Genomic DNA, 25,792 nt, shown 5'->3' on the forward strand with positions numbered 1-25,792 from the left:
CGATGAATAGTTTAAGGTTATTTTAGGTTGACGTTTACGTCAACAGGAAGTAGTCTGATTTCATAAAATAAATAGGTTGACGTACACGTTAGCTTGTAGGTTTAAATAATTATGGAGTTCCTATGAAAGTTCTCGTTCCAATAAAAAGAGTTATCGACTACAACGTAAAAGCACGCGTTAAAGCAGATAATAGCGACGTTGATCTAACTAATGTGAAAATGGCACTTAACCCATTTTGCGAAATTGCCATTGAAGAAGCTATCCGCTTAAAAGAGGCGGGCACTGCCACTGAAGTGATTGCTGTAACCATTGGTGCTAAAGCATCTCAAGAACAATTACGTACAGCTCTGGCACTGGGCGCCGATAAAGCGATTCATATTGAGACTGACGAAAAATTAGAATCACTGCACGTTGCAAAGCTGCTTGCTAAAATCGTCGAGCAAGAAGCCCCTGAACTGGTGATTTTAGGTAAACAGTCGATTGATTCAGATAACAATCAAACAGGTCAAATGCTGGCGGCTCTTACTGGGCGCGGGCAAGGTACGTTTGCATCAAAGGTCGACATAGCAAATGGCACTGTTAATGTGACGCGTGAAGTTGATGGCGGTTTACAAACAGTGGCATTAAAGTTACCGGCCGTAGTCACAACAGACTTACGTTTGAATGAACCCCGTTATGCATCATTGCCAAATATTATGAAAGCCAAACGTAAACCACTTGAGGTAATTGCAGCTGATAGCTTAGGTGTAGACTTAACCCCGCGTATCGAACTTGTTGCGGTACATGAACCGGCAAAACGCAGTGGCGGTATCATTGTTGATGATGTAGCGCAGTTAGTTGATTTATTAAAAACACAAGCGAAGGTGATTTAAATGAAAACATTAGTTATAGCAGATCATGACAATGGCAGTTTAAAGCCTGAAACTTCTAAAACCATAAACGCAGCATTAAAGCTTGGTTTTGCTGTTGATGTACTAATTGCTGGTGAAAACGTAGCACCAATGAGTGAAATAGTGGCCAGTATTGCTGGTGTAAACACTGTGCTGGTGGCTGATCATAGCGAGTATGCGCATCAGTTAGCTGAAAACATCGCAGATTTAGTGTTATCGCTTGCGCCAGATTATTCGCATCTTGTTGCTAGTGCCACTACAACGGGCAAAAACTTTATGCCACGTGTTGCCGCATTACTTGATGTTGCACAAATTTCAGAAATCATTGATGTGGTTGACGCTGATACATTTAAACGCCCAATCTATGCAGGTAATGCCATCGCAACTGTAAAATCACTTGATAGCAAAAAAGTGCTCACCGTTCGTGCAAGTAGCTTTGATCTGCAAGGTGAGCAAGCTCCCGCTGAGAGTCGTGTTGTTGATTCTGTGTTTAGCAGTGAATTAAGCGCATTTGTAAGTGTTGAGCAAACCGAATCTGAGCGCCCAGAGTTAACTGCTGCGCAAGTGGTTATATCAGGTGGACGCGGTATGCAAAATGGCGAGAACTTTTCATTACTTAATGGTATTGCCGATAAACTAGGCGCGGCAATTGGTGCGTCTCGTGCTGCGGTTGACGCAGGCTTTGTGCCAAACGATATGCAAGTGGGTCAAACCGGTAAGATCGTTGCGCCTAACTTATATATTGCTGTAGGTATTAGTGGCGCAATTCAGCATTTAGCAGGCATGAAAGATTCAAAAGTGATTGTTGCAATCAATAAAGATCCCGATGCGCCTATTTTTCAAGTTGCAGACTATGGCCTTGTTGCGGATTTATTTGATGTGCTACCAGAGCTTGAACAAGCACTCTAATTTATAACGATTCTGGTTGTTAAAAGCTGTTGTGATCAGTTCGCTGATCACGCGGCTTTTTTTCTTTTATTTTACCAATCAGAAAGTCTGTAATATCTAACTAAGCAATTACCATGAAAAAGGAGTATCACTTGTCGTTTAGTGAGTTGGGTGCATTATTTTTTTAACACAGATTGCCTTTTTACACTTTTTTTGCGCAAAATGTCAGGACACGCTAAGCTGAGGCTAAATGACTAGAAATTTAGAACTAAAAAATTAATAATCAATAAGCTAGCTTCACCCTTATCCCTTACATTTTTTAGAATACGTTGAGACTTCGCAGTGAAAACCAAAGCAATCCGCAATTTTTATATCAATGAAGAGCAGTCGGTCTATTTGCTTTCGCACCATGACGCCAAAAAACACCGCCAATGGTTGAATATCTGTATTAAGCAACTCACTAATTTAGGCTACAGCCAGGTTGAAATGATTGGCTCGGGTGCTTTTGGATTTGTATTTGCGGGTTTAGATGAGCGTAAACTTCCTTGGGTGTTTAAATTTTCACGTATCACCTTGGCGCAAAGTGTACGTGATCGACTTGAGGACGAAGCGTATATGCTCTCGCAAGTTGATAACCCATTAGTGCCTAAGTTTTATGCTTTTGAACGGATAAAAAAGCAGGGCATTTTAATGATGGCCCGCGCGCTAGGCGAAGACTTAGAAAAAGTATCACTTAAAAAAGGCCGCTTTAGCGCCGCAGCAATCACCAGTTTAGCGCTAAAACTACGTAATGTATTAATAGACCTTCGCACTCAGCAAAATGGCATAACGCCACAACCGATTGTGCATGGCGATATCAAGCCCTCTAATCTAGTGTGGGATGAACATACCCAAGGCTTATCGCTGGTGGACTGGGGCAGCTCTGTGTATGCCCAAATAGACAGTAATGGCGAGCCAATCACCAGTAACTTTATGGATTTAATGTCTGGCGATTTAAGTACCACCAATGCGCGGATGGGGGATGTGTATTTTATTGGTGATGAGCAAATGTCAGGTGCTAAATCATCGCCGCGTTTTGATGAGCAAGGCGTGGCGTCCACCTTATACGCACTGGCTTCTGCACAGTCATGCCGATTTGGCGCGCAAGTGATCCCAGCCAGTTCACTAGGGCTCCCTATGGAGCTTGCAAAAGTGATTGACGGTATGCTCTCTAAAAATAAAATTACAAGAGACGGGGCGGGTGATTACTTTATGCGTAATATGCCTGCTATGGCAAAAGCATATTTACCAGAGCTCAATTTAGCTGAAGATGTGCGAGCCAATATTCCATTTTGGTTTGGTAACGATGACGAACTACCTGATACTGTGGTTTATAGTTCACGTAAACAATTTTTACGCCAAGCCGACCTCAATCAACAACTGCTTGATGTAAATGACGCTCAATTGGACCGGTATTATAAAGAATTCCTGTTTGATACCGGTGATACTGAAAAAGCATTTTTAGCCTCTATCAGCCGATTAGCAAAATATCCAGTAGTAGGGGGCTTAAGCTTTCATTGGAAAGAGGAATCACTGTTCGTTGAATCATCACTGATCATGCATGATGAAAGTTTAGGCCATGCTTTTACCCAAGCGGTTAATAATACCGTGATGTTGGCACAAGGCATTCATCAAAAAGGCTTATTTAAGTGTTGTTTATTTGATGCCAGAAAGACCATTCAACTGGAGCGTGATGGCACAGGGGCATTTAAGTTTGAACAACTTCCAGAGCTTGACTATGAGGTAATGAATTTAAAAAGCTCAGAAGTCACCCGACCACATTCTTATTTTGAAGACGGTAAAGATCCGGACGAGCAACTGCAGCTACCTAAAAAAGTGATCAAATGCGTATTTGAGTTAAACCAAATACATCATACCGGCTGCATTATTTTTGAAGCTTTACCAGATAGAATGAAAATACATCATTACTATCGTTTGTTAGATGGCACTAAAGAAGCACAGTTTAAGCGCTTGCTTAATAAGTTGATGCAATATGCGGTGAGCATTACTGATGTGGGGGTTGCCGGGTTTATGAAACTACCTTACAAAAATACCCGTGAGTTTGCCTTGTGTGATCGCCAGCCTGATTTTTTCTATCCTAAAGATCCTAAACGTTTTGGCGCTTAATTTTGCCGTGTAAATACGTTAAACTAATGCATCAAAAAAAGGATAAATAATGGCAAAAACTCAGCCCGCAATCACTATGCAAAGCTTTGGTATTTATACAAAGTGGGATTCATCATCAAAAGCCTTACCGCAAATTCAAGCATTTACCACAAAAGTACCCGCACAACTCGATGTGGAGTTTGGTTTTATCATTAATATTAAAAAAGCCAAAGGCGAAAAGCTTCATTATTGTATTTATCATCCTGACATACCGGATGCTGATGGTGAGGTAATGCCACCATTTGACGGCTTTGAATACGTTAAAGACAATGACTGGCACTTTTACTTAGGTGATACCTTGTGGCAACCTATCAGCAATAAAATAGGTGACTGGCGCATGACCATAGAGCTAAACGGTAAACTGATTGCCGATAAAACATTTTCAGTGTTTGAACAAGAGTCCATGTCAGAAATTGAGTTTTGGCAAAAGCGCGGGTATTAAATACTTTATGTGTATATAGGCTTATTGTATTTGTAGTAAGTGTAATTGTTGAAAATAAATTAGGACGAGGTGGTTACTCCACCTCATGAAATAAATTAGATTTTAATTACTTTGAGCCAGCTCTTTTCTAATAATCTCTGCGCCAGCGGTTAACGCATTGAGCTTACCTCTTGCAACTGCGCGAGGTAGGGGGGCCATACCACAGTTAGTACACGGGTAGAGCTTGTCAGCATCGACAAACTGCAGTGCTTTACGTAGCGTATTTGCCACTTCTTCAGGTGTTTCTATGGTATTGGTGGCAACGTCAATGGCGCCAACCATTACTTTTTTACCGCGAATAAGTTCAAGTAGTTCCATTGGTACATGAGAGTTGTGACATTCTAATGAGATAATATCAATATTAGATTGCTGCAGTTTTGGAAATGCTTCTTCGTATTGTCGCCATTCTGAGCCTAACGTTTTTTTCCAATCTGTATTGGCTTTGATGCCATAACCATAACAAATATGTACGGCCGTTTCGCATTTAAGGCCTTCAATGGCTTTTTCTAAACACGCAATTCCCCAATCATTTACCTCATCAAAAAACACGTTAAATGCAGGCTCATCAAATTGAATGATATCAACCCCCGCAGCTTCTAGTTCTTTGGCTTCTTGATTAAGAATTTTGGCAAATTCCCAAGCGAGCTGTTCGCGGCTTTTATAATGGTCATCATAAAGTGTATCTATCATAGTCATAGGACCTGGTAGCGCCCATTTGATCGGTTTTTTGGTTTGGCTGCGTAAAAACTTAGCATCATCAACAAAAACCGGTTTTATACGACTAACAGGTCCAATGACTGTCGGTACACTGGCATCATAGCGGTCACGAATTCTCACCGTTTTACGGTTTTCAAAATCTACACCGTTAAGGTGCTCAATAAATGTGGTAACAAAGTGTTGGCGTGTTTGCTCGCCATCACTGACAATATCAATACCTGCGCGTTGTTGCTCTTGCAGAGAGATCCGTAATGCATCGTGTTTGCCGTCAATTAATTCATCACCTTGAAGTTTCCAAGGTGACCAAAGAGTCTCTGGCTCTGCAAGCCATGAAGGTTTAGGTAAGCTGCCTGCAGTTGAAGTCGGTAATATTGTTTTGCTAATAGATGTTTTCATAATAAATAATGCCATTTATTTGGGTTAACTTTTTAAGTTGCGATTGAATCTAACGATTGAACTCGCTATTACGCGTAATTAGCAGACCATTGCTCAAGCACTGTTTGATATGGCTTGATGAAGTGCTGCTCAGCAAATTTCCCCTGTTCATTCGCCAATTTACTGCGCTCTTCACGGTCATAAACAATTTGCGTGAGTGAATGATCTAGGTTCTTCAAATTTGGTTGATATGATTTCCCCGCAGTCGCATTGGCATTATAGATCTCTGGTCGGTAGATTTTTTGAAATGTCTCCATAGTGCTAATAGTGCTAATAAGCTCAAGATGAGTGTAATCATTTAGCAAATCACCAACAAAATAAAAGGCTAAGGGCGCTACACTATTTGGCGGCATAAAATAACGCACCTGCAAGCCCATTTTTTTGAAATATTGCTCAGTCAAAGACGGTTCATTTGGCTGATATTCAACACCTAACGCAGGGTGCTGATTTTCAGTACGATGATAGGTCTTGTTATCCGAAACACTTAGGCATATTACTGGCGGCTTTTTAAAGTGCTTTTTGTAGCTGTCAGAACTAATAAAATATTTAAATAGTTTGCCATGCAGCTCGCCAAAGTTATCAGGAATACTAAATTTAGGCTGATCTTTATTATGTTCTTGCAGTAATACACTAAAATCATAGTCGCGCACATAGGAGGAAAAATTATTTCCTACAATGCCTTCAATGCGTTTGTTAGTGTGATGATCAACAATATTTGTTTTCAATATTTCAATCGATGGAAAGCTATTACCACTGCCAGCAATATCCATATCAACAGAGATGATTTCAAGCTCTACAGAATAACGATCCGCTTTTGGGTTATCCCACTGCGCCAAGGCATTAAAACGGTTATCGATCATTTTTAAGGCGTTGCGTAAGTTTGCTTGGCGATAACTGCCTCTGGCCAAGTTTGCAAAATTGGTAGTGATACGTGTATTAGCTGCTGGATGATAATTTTCATCGAGACAAATACTCTTAATAGTAAATGTGAAATCTTTAGTCATGGTGATCTGTATCCAATTATCTGATTTAAAACCTGCGTTTATGCTGTGCTCTTGAGCGAATTAACGTTACTGATCTCTCAGTAAGTGATGTTCACAGTTTTTGTGTTTGTGCCTGATGGCTTAATTAAAACCGCTGTAAAACTGTGTTGCCTCTAAGAGTTGAGCTATTTATACGTGGATCGGTACATGAATAAAAACGGTTTAATTTCACCTAAAACATGAGCTGTATTCATCAACTAATAATATTGCACGCCATTAGCTATAAATTATCTGAAGTGGCACTTTAAAAGACAGAGTGCCAACTTGGCTATACAGACATTTAGACTTCTGGGTGGGTATCTTGTATTTATTTCATCTAAAACATGAGGATTATTCAGGGCTTAATTTAGCAAATATATCAATGGGCATCAGTTATATTGATATACTCGCGGCCAATGTGGTGAGTGATCGCTGCTCTGTTGGAAATAGAAACGCATTCATCTGGCATGAGTGCCCCAAAATTATAATAAGAGATAAACGCAATGAGTGAATTGATAATGTTGATTTTATACTGCGCCTTACTTGGCAGTGGCGTAGGTTTTTTAGCAGGGCTGCTAGGTATTGGGGGCGGGCTGGTTATTGTTCCTGTGTTGAGTATTATTTTACTGCATTTTGAAATTCTACCAGCTGAGCAAGTCGTTATTGCCGCAATTGCAACGTCATTAGCATCAATATTATTTACATCAACGTCTTCCGCAATCGCACATCATAAAAATGGCAATGTTCCATGGACTCTTGCTCCTTGGGTAATGACGGGCGTTGCACTGGGGGCGCTTATCAGTGGCTTTATAGCAGCACTATTACCTGAGCAGATTGTTCGCTTAGTGTTTGCTGTCACAGTGGTACTTATTGCGATAAAGATGTTTGTAAGTAATAAGCGTAAGCCATCGGTTGAGCGTGACATGCCCAATAAAGGTGTGTTAACCATTATGACCACGATCACCGGCGGCTTGTCTGCGATGATCGGTATTGGCGGAGGCGCGCTTTTGGTACCATTGTTAATGTTTTTCTCAGTCGATATGAAAAAAGCCATAGGGTGTGCATCCGCATGCGGCATTGTTATCGCATTATTTGGTTCAATTGGTTACATCAGCTCAGGCAGCGGCCATTTTGCACTAGAAGATGGATTTGCTGGATTCGTGTATTTACCAGCGTTATTCGGTATTATTTGCACATCCTGGTTTACCGCCCCGTTAGGCGCCAAAGCCACCCATCACTTACCAGTCACGTTAGTCAAAAAAATCTTCGCCGCATTGTTGCTAGTAACCGCTGTCAAAATGATTATGTATTAAAAGGAAGGGCACTGCAGTGAAACGAATAGAGCCAATAATTTATCAAATCGGTTCTATTTGCGTAGGCTAGCTCTTTAAGCGCAGCGAACCTTAATTTCTTTGTGAATAATTCACTAAAATTTTATTGCACAAAGAGGAAAGAATGAGAAATAAATGAGGGCTTAAATCTGAGAAAGCTAAGTCGTTTTTTAAATGAAAGTACATTAGAACATTTATGAAAAGTATCCGTATAAACGCAAAAAAGCTGGCACTGCCAGCTTAATTATTAAAATATTTTGTTAGCACCTAGCACCTAGCACCTAGCACCTAGCACCTAGCACCTAGTTACCCCAAGGATTACTGGCATTTGAGCGTTGTTTGCGCGTCCGTGCACGATCTTTGGCTTCTTTTTTCGCTTGAATACGTTTTGCGTCACTAAAACTTAACTCACATGGTTCACCCGGTTTATGATCTTCAGGAATAACGCGGTCACGTGGTGGTAGTTCATATTGAACATCATCGGGTTTAGGAAGATTTTTTAATCTATAAAGATAAAAGTTTTCAACTTTATCTTGTGCCCACTGGGTTTTACGCAAAAATTTAACTGCAGATTTGATGTCAGGGTTGTTTTTAAAACAATTTAGCAGTAGATAAGCATGTAAAAGCTCCCACCCATATTGATCAACTAACTCTGATACAACTTGCTCAAGTTTAACGCCTTGTAGCGGGTTATTGCCGAATAAATCTTCATTACTCATGTTTTACACTCTTTTTCTAAAATCTAATCCCAGAATTATAATTTTTATCACGATAATTTGATACAAGAATATCAAGTCAGTTTGCTTGTGTAATTTACATTTGTTTAGTTTATCGGTAATATTAGTGCGCTTTAATAAGTATTGGCATGACGCCACAACATTGGATGATAGATTTAAGGAATAATATACATGGGTCTTTTTAATAAAATTAAAACACAAGCTACCACTATTGGTTCAAATATCAGCGAATCAACGTCTAAACTAAGCTCTGATATGAGCACCTCAATGAAAGAGAACTCAAAGTTATCGGCGATCCGCTCTGAGATCACTTCAATAGAAGGGCAGCTAAATATTGGTTATCAAGATATTGGTAAAAAATACGTAGAAAATTTACTAGAAAACCAAGGACAAAATATCGAAAGTGCTTTGCAAGAAGCATTAAACCGTGTTGAACCGTTACTTGAGAAAAAAATTGAGCTTGAAGATGAAGCTATTGAAATTGAGAAAAAGCTAAAAGATCAAATCATCATTCAAGAAAAAGCAATTTTTCAAAAAGAATACGATCAAGAAAAAGAGAAGCTTGAAAAAGCCGTTAAACTTGATGTGATCTCTGTAGCAGAAAAAGAACAGAAATTAGCTAAAGCACGATTAAAACTTGATAATTTCGACACTATTCGTAAAGTTAAAAAACAGTATGAAATGAGTTTAATTTCAAAAGACGAATTAAACGAAAAGCTTGCTGCTTTAGGCATGTAATGACGAAAAAATTAAAGCTTCTTTTACAAGAAGCTTTAATATACCAATTGAGTTAAATATTTAACCATTCTAGCGGGCTAAATGAAGCGCTAAATACGTCAGTAATTTTTCAAGTAGAACAACGGCATGTCAAAATTCCTGTCTTGTTATCACTGTATTTCTCCGTCGCTATAAATACTTAGTAACTTAACACGATTGGTATAACTTATTTTTACTGTTGGCAATTTACTACTACACGGCCTCGGATATTTCCGGCCATCAGCTCATCAGCCGCGTTAATAACCTGCTCTAAATTAATTTCAGTCGATATTTTATCTAAGTAGCTCTGCTCAACAAGCTCACCTAGACGTTGCCATGCTTGGATGCGGTCGACCTTTGGACGCATTACACTGTCTATGCCGATTAATGAAATACCACGCAAAATAAACGGCGCAACGGATGCAGGAAAATCCATGCCTTGTGCTAAACCGCAAGCAGTAACTACACCGCCATACTTTAAAGAAGCACAAATATTAGCAAGGGTATGACTGCCAACCGAATCAATGGCTGCAGCAAAACGTTCTTTTGCTAATGGCTTACCTGGATTTGATAGCTCATTTCGATCGATCACTTCAGAGGCGCCAAGTTGTTTTAAATGTTTGCTTTGATCTACACGACCTGTTGCTGCAACTACGGTAAAACCTAGTAGATTAAGTAAATAGACGGCAAAACTACCTACACCACCGTTTGCACCCGTAACTAAAATATCACCAGATTCGGGAGTGATGCCTTGCTTTTCAAGCGCAATAATACTGAGCATCGCGGTGTAACCGGCAGTACCAATTTGCATGGCCTGTTTAGGTGTTAACGACGTTGGGAGTGGGAGCAACCAATTGCCATTAACAGCGGCTTGTTGAGCCAGACCCCCCCAGTATTTTTCGCCAACACCAAAGCCATTTAGTAATACCAACTGATCAATAGCGAACTCGCTAGAATCACTGGCTGTTACTTTACCCACTAAATCAATACCCGGCACCATAGGAAATGAGCGCACCACGGGGCCTTTTCCTGTAATAGCTAGACCATCTTTATAATTTAGGGTGCTGTAAAGCACATCTAGTTTGACAGGGAGATTGGGTAATTCGCTATTATTTAGTGTTTGTACTGACGCGGTATACTTATCGTCAGTATTATTTATAACAATGGCTTTAAATTGATTGTTCATCTGGACTCCATTTAGACCGATCGTCTTTTAATTGTTATGAATAAAGAGCAATTACTTAAGCCGTTACCTAAGCAATGCACGTAAAAACATTTCAGTATATAAAATAAGTGGCTGAGTATTTTTAGTTAGCTTGGCACGCATTACAGCACCTTCCCAGCCAATCCAAAAAAATTCACTCATTTGTGTGGTATTCACGTTGGCTGCAATAACACGCTCCTGCTGAGCTTGTGCCAAGCAAACTTGCACATGTTGTTGCCAAATCTCGTAGCTGGTTAATAGTTTATTTTTAAAGTCATCGCTGAGGTGGTTTAGTTCCTGATTTAAATTACCGACTAGACAACCGCGACTAAAATCGTACTTTTGCATACCCCGTGCTGCACTTTGGGTGAAATTGATTAGTCGCTCTAAAGGAGGGATATCGCTTGCCCCTAGATAGCGAATAAGTTTAGCAACAAAGTAATCGTTATAAGCGTCTATAACAGCTAAGCCGTAGGCATCTTTATTATTAAAGTAGTGGTAAAAAGAACCTTTTGGAACACCTACTTTTTTTAAAATAGTATCAAGTCCTGTGGCACTGAAGCCAAACTCGGTTAGTGTTTCTACCCCCGTAGTAATAAGTAACGCTTTGGTGTCGGCATTACTGCGGGCAACTTTTGGTGGGCGACCACGTCGTGGTGGATTTTGACTGTTTTTTAGCATAAACACATATTAGACCGATCGTATTAATATACCCAAACCACCTCAAGATGCGAGTTTCAGTTGGAATTAAAAGCGATTTAGGCAAGGCATTGATTGCAAGTAATAGTGGTTCTATTGTTAAAATCAATAACGCAGTATAAATCGCTTTTAAACCAACCCGTTGGGCGTTTCACAGGCACTTACTCTCAGCGTTGTTACTTCTTAAAAGGGGCTGCCATTGTTGCAAAGTAACGCCTTGATACTAAGCCCCTGTGAAACGCTGAATTCTGTATATTGAGGTGGTTTGGGTATAGTTGCAAGGATTAATTATTAAACAATTTAAAAATGTACGTGAAATGTGGGCTAATTAAGTGTGAATAAGCCGCAGTAAAGTGGTCTGAAATAAGTTCAAAAATTAAACTTCTTTACTATTAATGAGTTGAAATAAATTTGTCATAATTACATTTTTTATAGGAACTTCACCCATAAACCGCAGTCACAATTAGAGCAGGAAACTGCGTGTTAGTGATTAGATAGTCGTAATTTTTTGTACATATATGGGTCGCACAGAAGATGGTACGACCACTTTACTTTTTTATATGTTAATTCATTTTTGCATCAGCAGCTTAGTTAAAGTCAATTTATTTAATTGCTTTTGTGATTTGAATTTAACAGTTTTATTAACTATTCATTAAATGTAGATGTCACGAACACTACAAATATATAAATATAAAAGGTGAGGATTTACCTATGAAGAGACAGAAAAGAGATCGGTTAGAAAGAGCTCATTCTCAAGGCTTTAAAGCAGGCCTCGCGGGCCGTTCAAAAGACCTATGCCCTTATCAACAAATAGACCCAAAATCAGAGTGGTTAGGCGGTTGGCGCGAAGCGATAGAAAATCGCAATATGTATAAAACCTAATTTTTAAGTATTGAATTAAAGCAAAAACGCCGCTGTTTATGAAACAGCGGCGTTTTTGTAGCTGGGTTTTAATTACAAAATTAAAACGCGCTAGTATCTTGGAATAAACCAACTTTTAAATCTTTTGCTTCGTAGATAACGCGGCCATCTACTTCAACAGTACCATCAGCCATCCCCATGAATAATTTACGTTTAATAACGCGCTTCATGGTCAAACGGTAGGTCACTTTTTTTGCTGTTGGTAAAATTTGCCCAGTAAATTTAACTTCACCTACACCTAGCGCACGGCCAAGACCAGGACCACCAGACCAACCAAGGAAAAAGCCAACCAGTTGCCACATTGCATCTAAACCAAGACAACCTGGCATGACTGGATCACCTTTAAAGTGACAAGCAAAAAACCAAAGATCAGGGTTAATATCAAGCTCAGCAACGATTTCACCCTTACCATGCTCTCCACCGTCATCAGTGATTGAGACGATACGGTCCATCATTAACATGTTGTCACTTGGTAGACGACAATTGCCTTCTCCAAACATTTCACCTTGACCACATAGGATCAAATCTTCTTTTGTATAACTATTTTTAGGTTCCATAACATTTTTCATCGCTTAGAAATTGCCACGTACTTTAGCGTACACTTGTACGCTAAACAACTCGGAGCAGTTAAAAAAATAATTTATTTGCACGAAATACCACCGCTTAGGTGAAGAACATGCTAATTACACGATTAAATCGCGCAATTACTAGCAAAAATCATTATAATTACCGTGATTTTTTAACCAGTATAAAGGAAGTTTATGATCCTTTTTGTTAACGCACTTACCGTAATTGATTTTTCTTACTTGTGTAATAAACGAGGCGCAGTTGGCGAGAGCTGGATTGTTGATTTAACCTTGCATGGCAAGTTAAATGAAGAGTCTATGGTGCTTGATTTTGGCTTAGTTAAAAAGCAAATCAAAGGCATTATCGACCAATGTATTGATCACAAGCTGGCCATTGGCAACCAAATTAACGGCCAAGTTGAAAACCATGGTGACTACACAACACTTGATTGTACTTTTGGTGATGATCACCACTTAGCAATGAGCGCGCCAAACCAAGCGTTTTGTTTAATTGATGCTGATGTTATTAATGAGCAGTCAGTTATTGAATTTTTAATTGCTACAATCATGCCGCAGTTACCAAGCAATATCGATAAAATCGAAATTGAGTTAAAGCCAGAGCATAGTAAGAGCTTTTATTATCACTATAGTCATGGCCTTAAAAAGCACGACGGTAATTGCCAGCGTATTATTCATGGTCACCGTTCGCAAATTGGTATTGCCCTTGATGGAATGGCAATGCCACGATTACAAAAGCAATGGGCTGATAAATGGCAAGATATTTATTTAGCTACAGCAGAAGATCAAATTCAAGCGCCGCAGCTACAGCACATCAGCGCCAAAGAAAATGACCTCTGTTTTGCCTATACCGCCGCACAAGGCTATTTTGAAATGGCAATAAGTAAAGAACGGTGTGATATTTTACCCATTGATACTACGGTTGAATGTATTGCAGGTTACCTTGCTGAGCAAGTTAAAGCTCAGCATCCTGACAATGACGTAAAAGTCACAGCATACGAAGGTGTGGCCAAAGGGTCCATTTGTTATGCGTAAATTATTAGCCGTTTCGTTATTTGCTACTGTGAGCTTTTTTGCTGATGCAGTGGAGCTAAAAGGTCACTTAACCCAAGGCGGGTTAGTGACTGGTCAAATTGATGGGGTTAAGTCAGTTATTTTTAATGGCCAAGCATTAAAAACCACCGCACAAGGTGAGTTTGTATTTGGCTTTGGCCGTGATGCTGAATTAACCCATCAATTAGCCTGGGTTGATGCAGACGGTGTCAAACATCAGCAAGCGATTGAGATCACTAAACGTGATTATAAAATTGATAAAATTACTGGAGTGGCAAGTAAATATGTGTCACCGCCAAAAGCGGTAAGTGACCGTATCAGCCGCGAAGCTGTGGCAGTAAGAAATGCCCGAAAAGTTGACTCTGAGCTTAGGTACTTTTTAGATCCAGTTTACAAACCTGCACAAGGGCGTATTTCGGGTGTGTATGGTAGCCAACGCTATTTTAATGGTGAGCCTCGTCGGCCACATTTTGGTTTAGATATAGCCAACAAGACAGGCAGTCCTGTTTATGCGCCTGTCAGTGGTACCGTTGTTTTTGCTGATAACGACCTTTATTACTCTGGTGGAACTTTAATTTTAGATCATGGCCACAGTGTCACGTCTACCTACATACACTTAAGTAAGCTTGATGTAAAAGTAGGGGATACCATTAAACGCGGTGATAAAATAGCTGAAATTGGTGCGACTGGTCGTGTAACTGGCCCTCATCTGGATTGGCGTTTTAATTGGAAAGGCGAACGCCTTGATCCTGCACTTATGATGTTAGATAAATTAGCAAACCAAAAGTAGAGAACATGACAACTCAAGTAAACCGTGAAGAAATAATTGCTCAGCGTATTAAAGACTCAACGACTTCGGTCACAAAAACAGTATTTCCTGGGCGCACTAATCACCACAATACCTTGTTTGGTGGTGATGCATTGGCATGGATGGACGAAGTTGCATTTATTGCTGCAACGCGCTTTTGCCGTAAACCATTGGTAACCATTTCATCAGATAGAGTTGATTTTAAAGAAGCTATTCCAGCTGGAACCTTCGCTGAATTGATCTCAAAAGTTGTGCATGTAGGCAATACAAGTTTAAGAGTAGACGTTGAAATATTCTTAGAAACAATGCACAGGGATGATAAACACTCGGCAATTACTGGGAGTTTTACATTCGTTGCGGTCGATGACAATCACAGACCTACGCCTGTTGTATGCGATAAGATGATTTATGGTTTTTAAACCGAGTTGTTAAGTTAAGAAAGCACTTTTATGGTGCTTTCTTTGCTATATAAAAAGAACACATCATACTATGTTGCACTGTTATATATCTTTAGCATCTGCGTTAAAACAATAATTGAGTAACCAAGTAGGGGTCTTAATCTATTCTCTACTTGGTTACTCACATTCAAGGTATTAAAGCACCATAGCAGCTATCCAGCCAAATATTAGCAATGGAATATTAAAGTGGATAAAAGTAGGCACAACTGAATCCCAGATATGATCATGCTGACCGTCAGCGTTTAAGCCGGAAGTTGGTCCTAAGGTTGAATCGGAAGCAGGGGAACCAGCATCGCCTAAAGCACCTGCGGTTCCCACTAAAGCTGCGGTTGCCATCATTGAAAAGTTAAGCTCTAAGCACAGTGGCACAAACAAGGTTGCTATTATTGGAACTGTGGAAAATGAGCTGCCAATCCCCATGGTGATCATTAAACCAACTAATAAAATTAGTGCAGCTGCCAAAGGTTTGTTGCCATCAATAATCAATGCGGCGCTTTGTACTAAGCTAGTCACATCGCCTGTCGCTTTCATTACAGAGGCAAACCCTTGAGCTGAGATCATGATAAATCCAATCATTGCCATCATTGCTACGCCTTTGCTAAATACGTCGCTATTTTGCTCCCACTTAACTACGCCAAACAAACTAAAAATCATCACCCCAACTAAGCCACCTAAAATCATTGAACCACTGACATTTTGTGCTGCTAAAGAGGCTAATACCGCTGTAATACCGACTAACAATACTTTTTTAGGTTGTTCTACAACCACATTAGTTGCGTGCTCTTGATGTTCATCATGCTGATAATCCCGACGTTTTCTATAACTGATAAACACAGCTACAATTAACCCAACTAACATGCCACAGGCAGGAATGATCATCGCCATAGGTACTTGGGTATTAATGATATCTAAGCCATTTTCCACTAAGTTTTTATGTAAAATCGAGTATAAATAAATTCCACCAAAGCCATAGGGTAAAACCATATATGAGGTTGCTAGACCAAACGTTAAAATACAGGCAATAGCACGTCGATCTAACCTTAGTTTATTAAATATAACCAGTAGCGGGGGTATCAAAATTGGTATAAAAGCTATATGAACTGGGACTAGGTTCTGCGATGAAATTGCACACACTAAAATTATCAGTAAAATAAAATAGCTTAAATTCGTTTCGCTATTACTACTATTGTTATTTACTTTAGCGAGTAGTTTTGCAGCTAAAATGCGCGTTAAGCCTGATTTTGAAATCGCAACAGCGAATGCGCCTAGCATTGCATAGCTTAGAGCGATCTCAGCTCCGCCAGAGAGGCCTGCGTTAAATGCGTTTAGGGTATCGTTTAAGCTAAGTCCGGCGGTTAAACCGGCGACTAAAGCACTTAAAGTCATAGCAACAATTACATTAACGCGGGCTAAAGTAAGGCCAAGCATTAAAATAACGCCAATCACGACTGCATTCATAGAGTTCTCTTAGTTGTTGTTTTAATTAATTTTACCAGATTTTTACTGTGTTTTTTACGATAAGCGCTAAATATTAGCTGGCGATAACGCACATCGGAGTATAATTGCGCAAATTGCATGATATATGTCCGCTTGTTAGGCAGCTGTTGAGCTGCATATGCTAAAAATTGCAGCGGCGTTTGATTTGACGGTGCAGAAATACCTTGCTTATTACACCAACGCACAACAGTAAGGTAGTCTTTTGCGAGTGAATGCGCTGGCGATTCTGGCTTTTTAGGCCAAGACAAATACACAAAGTAACAAATAAAGGCTAAACATACGGTTGCTATCACGATCAGTGAAATTTGCCAAAGCTGTTTATTACCGAATAATTCTTTTAGCAGGGAAGATTGCTTTTGCTGGTCAAAACCTAACACCCAATTTGTCCATTGGTAATCAAGATTTTCAAGCTTAAGCCTTAACCAGTTAATATCAGCAATATTACTCAATCGTAATAAGCCAAAACTCAAGTTGCTAGTAAATTCGCTATTAAGCTGCAAGTGCTGTGATAAAGATCCGTTTAATCGTTCAGGTGAAACAACCGCAGTTGCATCAAAAATTTGCCAACCTTTATTTTTTATAAATACTTCAACCCATGCATGGGCATCATATTGATAGATGCTCATATAACTATTTTGTTGATTATACTCACCACCTAAGTACCCCGAAACAACGCGGGCAGGAATACCAACACTTCTAAACATAAATGCAGCCGTGCTGGCATAATGGCCACAAAAACCACGTTTATTAGCAAATAAAAACTGGTCAAGGGTGTTGTTACCGGTAATTGGATCCGGCGTTAAGGTATAGCTAAAGTTATTATTGGCAAAGTAGTCATACAGTGCTAAATAAAAAGCCTGATCATCGTTATTATGTAGTTCATACAGACGTTTAGCTAAAGACTGCGACTGTAAATTAGTCTCTTTAGCTAATAAACTAAGCTGCACGTTTTGATAGTGTGCAGAGCGAGAGAGTTCAGCCAAGCTAAAAGCATAACTCTGGGCTGTATAGCTGATACTATTAGCTAAAAAACGTTTCCGCAGTAGTAATCCATTGCTGGTTGTTTTTACATCTTGATGGGCCGAGTCGGCAAACTGTAAACCATAAAGCCAAGGCTTAGCGCCAGGCTCTGCAAAAATTTGATAACTATATAATGGTTCACCACGTTCAGCTGAGGTGATTTGGTCAATTACTTGCTGGCTTTTTAAAATGTCCGATATTAACCAGCGTTTACCATCAAACTCATCATGTATAATCGCTCGCCAGTAATAGGGGGTAGATGGCTTTTGCTGATCAAATTTAGCTCGAAATACTAACTCATCTGAATTAGACAGTTTGGCTATATCAAATGGATCAACACTTTCTGACAAACCGGTTTTAGCGAGTTTTGGCCCCGGTAATTGCCAAAATGCGGGAAGTTTCGGTAACAATAATAATAAAAATATCGCTAAAGGTAGTGCTAGCAACAAAAGTTTGCAGCTGTCTTTAGCTGCAATTTTTAAACTATGTTTAGATTCAATCAGCGCTAAAAGCGCAAAATTTAAAATATATAGCATGCTAATTACTAGCGTAGCAAATAAGCTCTGAGAAAATAGATATACTGTTGAGAGACTAAAAAAACTTAACAAAATGATAGTTTGATAATGCTTTTTTGTATTGGCTTGCAGTAATTTAAATAAGCTAGAGAGGATCAGCATCGCAACAAATAAAGTCACCGTATCGCTAAAACCTACGTCATAAAACAAGATCAATAGACTCAAACCGGCCAAAGTATTTGCTAATATGGCAGTGGGTTTATTTCTTTTCAATAAGGTAACGGCTAGATTCCAAATACACAAACTAGCTAATAATGTATTAAATAGAGGAGGTAACTCAGTAAAAATAAAACTCAGCACTAAAATATAAACAATAGATAACGACAAATTGATCGCGGTTAAATTATCAGTGACTTTCATTTTCATCCTTTGCAAAACGGCTTAGTGCTTCTAAACACTGTTTACAATGTTCTTTGGTATCACTGATCGCGTATAGTCCTGCTTCTAATTGCAGGCCATAACTAACGCCTTGTGAGTAAGCCTGAGTTACTAAATAGCTTAATTGTTGTAGGCGGGATTCGGTATTTCCTTGTAACTGATTAAAATCAAAAACAACACTTTGGGCTGAATAATTTACAAACTCTTTTACCATTAATTGCTGAGTTTTTGCGTAATGTTTCCATGATATTCGTTTCATATTCATACCAGTTTGATGAATATTTAAACCATCAAATTCATCACTACCATGGCTGTTTTTATGCAGGCCATCATCAGTGTTGTGGTTATTTTGCAAACTAGCTTCATGCAATGGTTTGAGTTGTTGCGGGTAGACAAATACCGTATGTGCTAATTGCATGTAGCTCCATACTGATACTAATCCAAACGGGTACTTGCTGATTATTTTTAATCGGCGCAAGGGGTATTCACCACGTTCTTTTAATCCTAAATCTAAATTAACTATTTGCTTTTGACTGGTTATTTCATCAACGGTTGTGAGGGTTTTATTTTCATAAATAAACTGCAATGATTGACATTTTTTTTCGGTTTTTAGTTGCAGCTCTAATAATGCAGAGCAGGGAGCATAGCTAGCTATATGATTTTTATAATCAATTTTTAATCCTTTAAGATTGCTATAACCCATAAGTAGCGAAAATATCATTACGACAAGCATTAAATAAGCCATCGCTAAAATCAGATTATTCTGATAATTAATGCCTAATATAAAATTAAGCATAGTAACCACTAAAAAGCTCACGCCCAATTTTGATGGCAAAACATATATTGTGTTATGCGTTAAGGTAAGATGTTCGGTATTATGTTTATTTCTTAGTAATAGCTTGAAAACCTTAGCTTTAAACTGAAACCAAAAAGTAGGGCGCTTTCCTGTTTTATTGTTCATACCTTAAAGTGGCACATCAACAGTATTTATTAATTGTTTGATCTGTTGTGAGCTAACATCATGCTGCAGACCTAAACGATGTTCGCTAACACTAGCAAAAATAGTTTGCACATCATCAGGGGTAACAAAGTCACGACCATCAATAAACGCCCATGCTTTCGCGGCTTTGCCAACTGCAATACTGGCCCGTGGAGATAACGCATTAGCAAATTGGCTGTTATTTCGGGTAGCAGATACAAGCGCCAAAATATAATCAACAACCGGTTCACTTAACATAACAGCACTTACTTTATTTTGTATTTCAATTAATTGTTGTGTATCGATACGTACAGGTAAGTGTGCATAATCACGATTATGTTGGCCTAAAATGAGTTTACGTTCAGCTTCTTTAGGTGGAAAACCCAAACTAATACGCATAAAAAAACGGTCTAATTGAGATTCAGGTAAAGGATAAGTACCTGATTGATATAAAGGGTTTTGAGTTGCTATAACAAAAAATGGTGTTGGTAGGGCATGTTTATCACCATCCATAGTAACTTGGTTTTCTTCCATTGCCTCTAATAAAGCGCTTTGTGTTTTTGGACCTGCGCGATTTATTTCGTCCGCTAAAACAACTTGACTGAAGATAGGCCCTTTATGAAAAGTAAATTTATGCTCATTGGCATTAAAAATACTTGAGCCCAGTATGTCTGAGGGTAATAAATCACTGGTAAATTGCACTCGTTGATATGATAAACCTAATACCGCAGCAAGTGCATGCGATAAAGTGGTTTTACCCATACCTGGCAAATCTTCAATTAATAAATGACCTTGGCTAAATAAGCAGGTTAACGCGAGTTTTATTTGTTGCTGTTTGCCAAAAATAACCTGAGATAAATCATCAATGATCGCTTGTACGGACTGTTTCATAGTAACCTTGTAGGTTGATAAATTACATTAAATGAGTTCGAGGCGTTTCATGACCGTATCAACTTTTTTAGCATTAAATGGTTTTGCAATAAAACCTTTAGCACCTAGTTCCCAAGTATTTTGAACATTTTCGAGGCTGTTATGGCCAGAGCACATGACAACATGTGTATGTGGGTAATTGTCATTTAAGTATTCAAGAATTTCTGTACCATCGGTATCGGGCAGTTCAATATCGAGAAAGATAACATTCGGGGATTTTTCATCAATCAACGTTTTAGCCGATTCAAAATCTCTGCTTTCAAGAATATCTTCAAAACCTAACTCAGTTAAGATCTGATTTAAGTAGTCACGTATATCTTGAACATCATCAATTATTAGGATTGGTTCTAACGGGCGCACAAATTCCATATTGTTTACTTCTTGTGATACAGCTTAAATTGTATTTTTAATACTATGCTAAGCGATAATGAAGCTCAAGAAAGATACTCGAATTAAACTGTATTATTGAAATAAACCACCACTAAGTCCGATACCGTCTAGTATTGGACTTAACGCCCATATAAACACACCCCAGCTTAGATAATTAATAACCTATAATTTATATTATGTTAAATAGAGTGAGTTTTATAAGTAACAACCTAATTACCGTGATAAATAAACGCTATTTTCCCTACTTGCATGCAAATTTAGATTAAATCAGTTACATCAATTTCAAATACCTAACTCACACATAACTAATTGTTAAGGCTGGTCGTTTAACTTTGATTCTAAGCGCACTTTAAATCTGTTTTATATTAGCTGACTTTGAGCATTGCTCATTTACACACAACTATATGGTTGAACTATGGTCCTAGCTCTACGATCATTCGTTCGTGTATTTGCTCAATTGTACGTGACAGCTCGTTTAGTATATTCACAGGCAAGTGCCCTAGCGTAAGATGCGTTTTTTATTGCTGACTATCTGGTAGCGACTTTTTAAGCGTGAACTACGGCTTGATTATTTATGACCAGTAAACACTTCGCTTATTTATAAATTGTTTTAGCTTACATAGCTACAATGTTAGCGTATGAAGAATTAGTAAAATCACAGGAGTAATTTGTTTTGATGGGAATTAGCACGAATAAAATACGGTATGCGTCCCCTAATAAAGTTATTGATATTCCGGCTGATAAACGTGTGTTTGTGATTGGTGATTTAGATGCTGATTATAATAAATTTCTACAAGCCATCCATTCAGTAAGTTTTGATCCGCACGCTGATGTACTAATTTCATTAGGTGATGTTATCGACCGTGGCAATGATAGTTTAAAGTTGTTAGATACCTTTTCACAGTTGGGTGTCTATATGGTCTTGGGTAACCATGAGCATATGATGCTCGAGGCACTTGCTAAAGATCAACAAGCGTATGACTTATGGATAAAAAATGGCGGTCTATGGCACAAACATAGTGATAAAAATAGCCTACTAAATGCCTGTAATAAATTAATATCATGCCCACTATCAATTTTATTGAACTACCAAGGCGAAAAAATTGGTTTGTCGCATACTTTAGCTACATGTTGGGATTGGCAGCAACCTATGAAAGTAAATGCTCAACTGATCAGTGACTTATTATGGGATAGACAAATAACGCAGAGTAAAAAACTGGTTCAAAACCTTGGCGTGCTGTTCTCTATTCATGGACATAACGCAACCGCTAAGCCATATTGGATCGAAAATACGTACCATATTGATACCAATTACTTAGGCGGGAGCCCTACAATTGTTGAGTTAAGTGAATTAATCAAAAATTTTAAAACGTTGATAAATTAGTAACTTACAGTTAGGCACTAGATAAATAAAATTACCAGCTAGTGCCCATATGTTTAATGCAGCGCTGCAGTAAATGGAATGTTTTTACATATTTCAGCTTCAGCGATAAGAATTTCTTCTAATCGTGCATCGACCTCATTTTTATCAAAATATTCATAAGCCAGCTCGACAAATAAGTTCTTATGTTTTTCTTCCGATTTAGCTATTGCCACATAAAAATCTTTTTCTTTGCCGATTGGTAATGCTTGTGCAACTAAAGAGAAACGCTCGTGTCCCCTCGCCTCAATTACGGCACCGACTAATAATCTATCCATTAAGAACTCGTCGCGGCCATTTCTAAAAATCGCGCGAATTTGTTTCACGTAGGGATCTTTTTGGTCGTTGCCTAAGTTAACATCACGATCAAGCAGTAGCTTTAATACTTGTTTAAAGTGGATCATTTCTTCCAGTGCTAAATCTGTCATTGCTTTTACAAGCTTGCGGCGATCTGGATAATGCGACAACATCGACATAGCCATACCGGATGCTTTTTTTTCTGCAGCGGCATGATCTTGTAAAAAGGTGTCAAAGTCTGCCATCACAGCTTCGGTCCATGCAAATGGAGTGTGGTATTTTAATTCGAACATAAATATTTTACCTAAAAACTAATGGCGAGATTTTAACGCAATTGAACTACAAAATCTTGTTACAGCAATAATTTTTAATCACCTTGAGTAGTTACTTCCTATCAAGACGATGGGTATAGATATTTATCGATTTTACCATTTGCTGTTGAAGCAACTTTTAGTGGATGTTTTACTGCATTCCAAGCTGTTACTTTGCCACCAATATTCATTTTTTCAAACTCTGTCAGTTCAGTTTGTAATTGCAAAAAATCACAAAGCTGATTAAAACTGTTTGGATGGGCGATATCTATTGATAAAAAGTCAGCTGTTCGCTTAGCAAAATAGTTATGCGCAGCACTTTTGTGTTGCTCATAGCATTGTTGCAAATAGGCATCACTGTGTAACTCATCAACAGAAAAACGGCCAAAGGTATGCAGATAACAACGCTTAATATGAGGGTTGAACCCCCCATCCGCTCGCATCAAGTTGGTGTGCATTCTCAGTAATAATTGGCGAATTGAAGGCAGCCATTTATCTGCTTCTCGCTCTAAATAGATAAATTTAGCACCTGGATAAAGTGAATCTAAATATTCGTAATCATTAAAAATTGGGGTGTCAGCGATCACTTGCGCTTGGTTAAAACATTGCTTGGTATAGGCTGTATGGGCACAACTAAAACCAAGTTGTAAAAATGCATGGCATACACTGGTTGTGCCCGTACGAGGTAGGCCAATTATAAAGATTCTCTCTGACATTTAATAAAGGCGTGTAAGTAATAAGATAAACGCATTTAACACTATTATTAAGAAGGTTGTTAGCGCGCCAATTTGGCGATAGCGGAGATTTTTATCGACAATACCCAAATTATGAAATACGCGCCCTATCAGTAATGCTGCCCCAAATGCGTGGCAATAATGACTGGCTAAACCTTGATACTCGACTAAAAACAATAAAATAATTGCAAGAGGAACATACTCAATAAAATTACCATGCGCGCGCATGGCGCATTGCAGTTGTTGATTACCACCATCACCAAGTGAAATTCGTTCAGCTCGACGAACTTTAACTACGTTCATCGTTAAATAAATATAAAAAAGTGCTAATAAAGCAGCATATAAAGATACAATCACAATAAACCTAATTTTTATCTAAGTGTTTATAAAAACTTGTGTATTACCAAGTCTCCCTAATTATTGGTAGTACTATACAACTATTGTTATTTAAATAACAAATGATAATCAACCAGTACAGTATCAATGGCGTTTACTATTTATCCGATTAATCATGATGAAATATAAATAAAGTAACAACATCTTACCGCCCGCGATTAGAAGCCCATATATTATAGATTTTAAACCTGCAGCGGACAAAAAATACGTTCCTATTGGCACTGTTACTATTAATAATTAGACCTGCAACAAAGTTTGTTGTTAAGCTTACTGCATAAACTAGCTGTTGTTGGTGCAACAACTAAGTCATCTTAGGGTTCATATATGTTTACTCCGCGAAAATTTGCCGATAATTACCGAGAATTAGTCAGTAGTATTGGTTTCTATCCATCGTTATTATCGGTGATATTTTTATTGTTTGCAGTACTTGTTACCACAACAGAGTACACCTCTTTTGTTATGGAGCTTAAGTCGCTGCTTGAGGTACTATTGGTTGATAGCGAAGAAAATGCACGAACGATTCTAAGTACATTAACGGGTAGTATTATTTCGCTAACTGTTTTTAGTTTTTCTATGGTTATGGTGGTACTAAATAGTGCCAGCGCAAGTCTATCACCAAGAGTATTACCGGGGCTTATAACGCGGAAATCACATCAACTTGTTTTGGGGTTTTATCTCGGCAGTATTATTTTTTCAATCGTTATGCTGATCAACATCCGTACTATGGATAATGGTGAAATAGGAATTCCTTCATTGGGCATACTTTTTTCACTTGTTTTTGGCCTGATATCGTTAGGCTTTTTTGTATTTTTCATCCATTCAATTTCAAGGGCTATTCAAGTCGATAACGTATTAAACGACTTATATAAGAATACTAAAAATGAATTGAAATCGATTATTAGCATGCAAAAAGATAACCCTATCGATGTATTTCCTAACTTTGACGATTGGTCGAGTATTTCAAGTAAAACAGAAGGTTACTTTAAAGGCGTGAATAGCGATAAACTATGTGCCCTTTGCCAACAACATGATATAAAAATTTATGTTGTAGTTAAGCAGGGTTTTTTTACTGTTGAAGGCTATCCGTTTTTAAAATGTAATCATGATTTATCTGATAACGAGCAACTCCTTGAAGATCTACTTAATTGCTTTATTTTTTATATCGAAGAATATGTAAGTGACAATTATAGGTTTGGAATGACACAGATTTCAGAGATTGCAGTGAAAGCGATGAGCCCGGGTATTAACGATCCAGGTACTGCGGTAAAGGCGATCGATATGCTCAGTATTTTACTCATTGATCGATTAAGCATTTATAACGTTAATTACTCTTTAAAACATAGTGATGATAAACAGCCACTGTTATATTTCCATGAAACATCATTTGATGAATTATTGCATGATAACTTCACGCCAATCCGCAACTATGCAAAAAGTGATGGTTATGTGATGAATAATGTACTCGAAGCGTTCAAAAACATTTTGTTCAGAACCCACCAGAACAGTAAAGCAGCGCAGAGTCTATTTACTTATTTAGATGCTATTATCGATGATGTAAATGAAAATATTAGTAATCAGTATGATCGCGAGCAAATAATTAATATGCTTAATGCTATCGCGAGGATCTCCCCTGAAATGGGAGATAAATTGGTGGCGAAATTTCGCCACCAATGAGT

26 protein-coding genes are annotated in these 25,792 nt (G+C 38.4%); 12 read left to right on the forward strand and 14 right to left on the reverse strand.

Features of this window, described 5'->3' with window-relative positions; genetic code table 11:
• Nucleotides 1–122: 122 nt before the first annotated feature.
• The 4 genes from FW757_RS02515 (at nt 123) to FW757_RS02530 (ending at nt 4,425) form a co-directional block, all read left to right on the forward strand.
• Nucleotides 123–872 carry an electron transfer flavoprotein subunit beta/FixA family protein gene (locus FW757_RS02515; RefSeq protein WP_149981096.1) on the forward strand — a complete coding sequence of 250 codons (750 nt, stop codon included), beginning with the start codon at nt 123–125 and terminating at the stop codon, nt 870–872.
• A complete protein-coding gene (locus tag FW757_RS02520; RefSeq protein ID WP_149981097.1) occupies nt 873–1,799 on the forward strand; it encodes an electron transfer flavoprotein subunit alpha/FixB family protein in 927 nt (308 codons plus the stop codon).
• 321 nt (nt 1,800–2,120) lie between these two features.
• Nucleotides 2,121–3,944: a protein kinase domain-containing protein gene (locus tag FW757_RS02525; protein WP_446440825.1), complete on the forward strand. Its 1,824-nt coding sequence runs from the start codon at nt 2,121–2,123 to the stop codon at nt 3,942–3,944.
• A 49-nt stretch (nt 3,945–3,993) separates the two neighbouring features.
• On the forward strand, nt 3,994–4,425 hold the full coding sequence (locus FW757_RS02530; protein ID WP_182717842.1) for a DUF3859 domain-containing protein: 432 nt from the start codon (nt 3,994–3,996) through the stop codon (nt 4,423–4,425).
• Between the two features lie 102 nt (nt 4,426–4,527).
• On the opposite strand, the gene FW757_RS02535 is transcribed toward FW757_RS02530, so the two are convergent.
• Together FW757_RS02535 and FW757_RS02540 are read right to left on the reverse strand one after the other, a co-directional pair.
• Complete coding sequence (locus tag FW757_RS02535; RefSeq protein ID WP_182739273.1) at nt 4,528–5,577, reverse strand: methionine synthase; 1,050 nt, start codon at nt 5,575–5,577, stop codon at nt 4,528–4,530.
• A 68-nt stretch (nt 5,578–5,645) separates the two neighbouring features.
• A complete protein-coding gene (locus FW757_RS02540; RefSeq protein ID WP_182717840.1) occupies nt 5,646–6,620 on the reverse strand; it encodes a DUF1852 domain-containing protein in 975 nt (324 codons plus the stop codon).
• A gap of 521 nt (nt 6,621–7,141) precedes the next feature.
• Here FW757_RS02540 and FW757_RS02545 point away from each other — a divergent pair.
• Complete coding sequence (locus tag FW757_RS02545) at nt 7,142–7,951, forward strand: sulfite exporter TauE/SafE family protein (protein ID WP_182830920.1); 810 nt, start codon at nt 7,142–7,144, stop codon at nt 7,949–7,951.
• Nucleotides 7,952–8,271: 320 nt separating this feature from the next.
• On the opposite strand, the gene FW757_RS02550 is transcribed toward FW757_RS02545, so the two are convergent.
• The gene (locus FW757_RS02550) at nt 8,272–8,688 is read right to left on the reverse strand and encodes a VF530 family protein (protein WP_145233938.1); all 417 of its coding nucleotides are present in this window, start codon (nt 8,686–8,688) and stop codon (nt 8,272–8,274) included.
• Nucleotides 8,689–8,877: 189 nt separating this feature from the next.
• Between FW757_RS02550 and FW757_RS02555 the strand changes: the two genes are divergently transcribed.
• Nucleotides 8,878–9,444 carry a hypothetical protein gene (locus FW757_RS02555; RefSeq protein WP_182718835.1) on the forward strand — a complete coding sequence of 189 codons (567 nt, stop codon included), beginning with the start codon at nt 8,878–8,880 and terminating at the stop codon, nt 9,442–9,444.
• A 211-nt stretch (nt 9,445–9,655) separates the two neighbouring features.
• Here FW757_RS02555 and acuI read toward each other — a convergent pair whose 3' ends face one another.
• The gene (gene acuI / locus FW757_RS02560) at nt 9,656–10,648 is read right to left on the reverse strand and encodes an acrylyl-CoA reductase (NADPH) (protein ID WP_182761831.1); all 993 of its coding nucleotides are present in this window, start codon (nt 10,646–10,648) and stop codon (nt 9,656–9,658) included.
• A 63-nt stretch (nt 10,649–10,711) separates the two neighbouring features.
• The gene (gene acuR / locus FW757_RS02565; RefSeq protein WP_446440826.1) at nt 10,712–11,347 is read right to left on the reverse strand and encodes an acrylate utilization transcriptional regulator AcuR; all 636 of its coding nucleotides are present in this window, start codon (nt 11,345–11,347) and stop codon (nt 10,712–10,714) included.
• Nucleotides 11,348–12,076: 729 nt separating this feature from the next.
• Between acuR and rmf the strand changes: the two genes are divergently transcribed.
• Entirely contained in the window at nt 12,077–12,247 is a 171-nt protein-coding gene (gene rmf, locus FW757_RS02570) for a ribosome modulation factor (RefSeq protein WP_182718838.1), read from the forward strand.
• A gap of 80 nt (nt 12,248–12,327) precedes the next feature.
• On the opposite strand, the gene fabA is transcribed toward rmf, so the two are convergent.
• Entirely contained in the window at nt 12,328–12,843 is a 516-nt protein-coding gene (fabA, locus tag FW757_RS02575; protein WP_182718839.1) for a bifunctional 3-hydroxydecanoyl-ACP dehydratase/trans-2-decenoyl-ACP isomerase, read from the reverse strand.
• A gap of 204 nt (nt 12,844–13,047) precedes the next feature.
• Here fabA and FW757_RS02580 point away from each other — a divergent pair, with 204 nt between their 5' ends.
• From FW757_RS02580 to FW757_RS02590, 3 genes are read left to right on the forward strand one after another with little or no spacing between them, the layout of a single operon-like run.
• On the forward strand, nt 13,048–13,905 hold the full coding sequence (locus FW757_RS02580) for a 6-carboxytetrahydropterin synthase (RefSeq protein ID WP_149981106.1): 858 nt from the start codon (nt 13,048–13,050) through the stop codon (nt 13,903–13,905).
• Entirely contained in the window at nt 13,898–14,713 is an 816-nt protein-coding gene (locus FW757_RS02585) for a M23 family metallopeptidase (RefSeq protein ID WP_182718841.1), read from the forward strand. Before FW757_RS02580 ends, FW757_RS02585 begins: the two co-directional genes overlap by 8 nt.
• 5 nt (nt 14,714–14,718) lie before the next feature.
• A complete protein-coding gene (locus FW757_RS02590; protein WP_064666260.1) occupies nt 14,719–15,150 on the forward strand; it encodes an acyl-CoA thioesterase in 432 nt (143 codons plus the stop codon).
• Nucleotides 15,151–15,324: 174 nt separating this feature from the next.
• On the opposite strand, the gene FW757_RS02595 is transcribed toward FW757_RS02590, so the two are convergent.
• The 5 genes from FW757_RS02595 to FW757_RS02615 all read right to left on the reverse strand — a co-directional run bounded on the left by FW757_RS02595 (nt 15,325) and on the right by FW757_RS02615 (nt 20,937).
• On the reverse strand, nt 15,325–16,647 hold the full coding sequence (locus FW757_RS02595) for a Na+/H+ antiporter family protein (RefSeq protein ID WP_182740520.1): 1,323 nt from the start codon (nt 16,645–16,647) through the stop codon (nt 15,325–15,327).
• Nucleotides 16,644–18,641: a transglutaminase TgpA family protein gene (locus FW757_RS02600; protein WP_446440827.1), complete on the reverse strand. Its 1,998-nt coding sequence runs from the start codon at nt 18,639–18,641 to the stop codon at nt 16,644–16,646. Before FW757_RS02600 ends, FW757_RS02595 begins: the two co-directional genes overlap by 4 nt.
• Nucleotides 18,628–19,455 carry a DUF58 domain-containing protein gene (locus FW757_RS02605; RefSeq protein WP_182718843.1) on the reverse strand — a complete coding sequence of 276 codons (828 nt, stop codon included), beginning with the start codon at nt 19,453–19,455 and terminating at the stop codon, nt 18,628–18,630. The genes FW757_RS02600 and FW757_RS02605 overlap by 14 nt, the downstream gene beginning before the upstream one ends.
• 168 nt (nt 19,456–19,623) lie before the next feature.
• The gene (locus FW757_RS02610; protein WP_182718844.1) at nt 19,624–20,529 is read right to left on the reverse strand and encodes an AAA family ATPase; all 906 of its coding nucleotides are present in this window, start codon (nt 20,527–20,529) and stop codon (nt 19,624–19,626) included.
• A 27-nt stretch (nt 20,530–20,556) separates the two neighbouring features.
• Entirely contained in the window at nt 20,557–20,937 is a 381-nt protein-coding gene (locus tag FW757_RS02615; RefSeq protein ID WP_145233960.1) for a response regulator, read from the reverse strand.
• 697 nt (nt 20,938–21,634) lie between these two features.
• Between FW757_RS02615 and FW757_RS02620 the strand changes: the two genes are divergently transcribed.
• The gene (locus FW757_RS02620; RefSeq protein WP_446440828.1) at nt 21,635–22,342 is read left to right on the forward strand and encodes a metallophosphoesterase; all 708 of its coding nucleotides are present in this window, start codon (nt 21,635–21,637) and stop codon (nt 22,340–22,342) included.
• A 53-nt stretch (nt 22,343–22,395) separates the two neighbouring features.
• Here FW757_RS02620 and miaE read toward each other — a convergent pair whose 3' ends face one another.
• The 3 genes from miaE to FW757_RS02635 all read right to left on the reverse strand — a co-directional run bounded on the left by miaE (nt 22,396) and on the right by FW757_RS02635 (nt 24,077).
• Complete coding sequence (miaE, locus tag FW757_RS02625) at nt 22,396–22,968, reverse strand: tRNA-(ms[2]io[6]A)-hydroxylase (RefSeq protein ID WP_149981156.1); 573 nt, start codon at nt 22,966–22,968, stop codon at nt 22,396–22,398.
• Nucleotides 22,969–23,069: 101 nt separating this feature from the next.
• Nucleotides 23,070–23,702, reverse strand: coding sequence for a sulfotransferase family protein (locus FW757_RS02630; protein ID WP_182718846.1), 633 nt, complete (start codon nt 23,700–23,702; stop codon nt 23,070–23,072).
• Complete coding sequence (locus FW757_RS02635; RefSeq protein WP_182718847.1) at nt 23,703–24,077, reverse strand: MAPEG family protein; 375 nt, start codon at nt 24,075–24,077, stop codon at nt 23,703–23,705.
• Between the two features lie 363 nt (nt 24,078–24,440).
• Here FW757_RS02635 and FW757_RS02640 point away from each other — a divergent pair, with 363 nt between their 5' ends.
• Complete coding sequence (locus FW757_RS02640) at nt 24,441–25,790, forward strand: DUF2254 domain-containing protein (RefSeq protein ID WP_182718848.1); 1,350 nt, start codon at nt 24,441–24,443, stop codon at nt 25,788–25,790.
• Nucleotides 25,791–25,792: the final 2 nt, after the last annotated feature.

The sequence above is a fragment of the Pseudoalteromonas sp. 1181_04 genome (assembly GCF_052850545.1).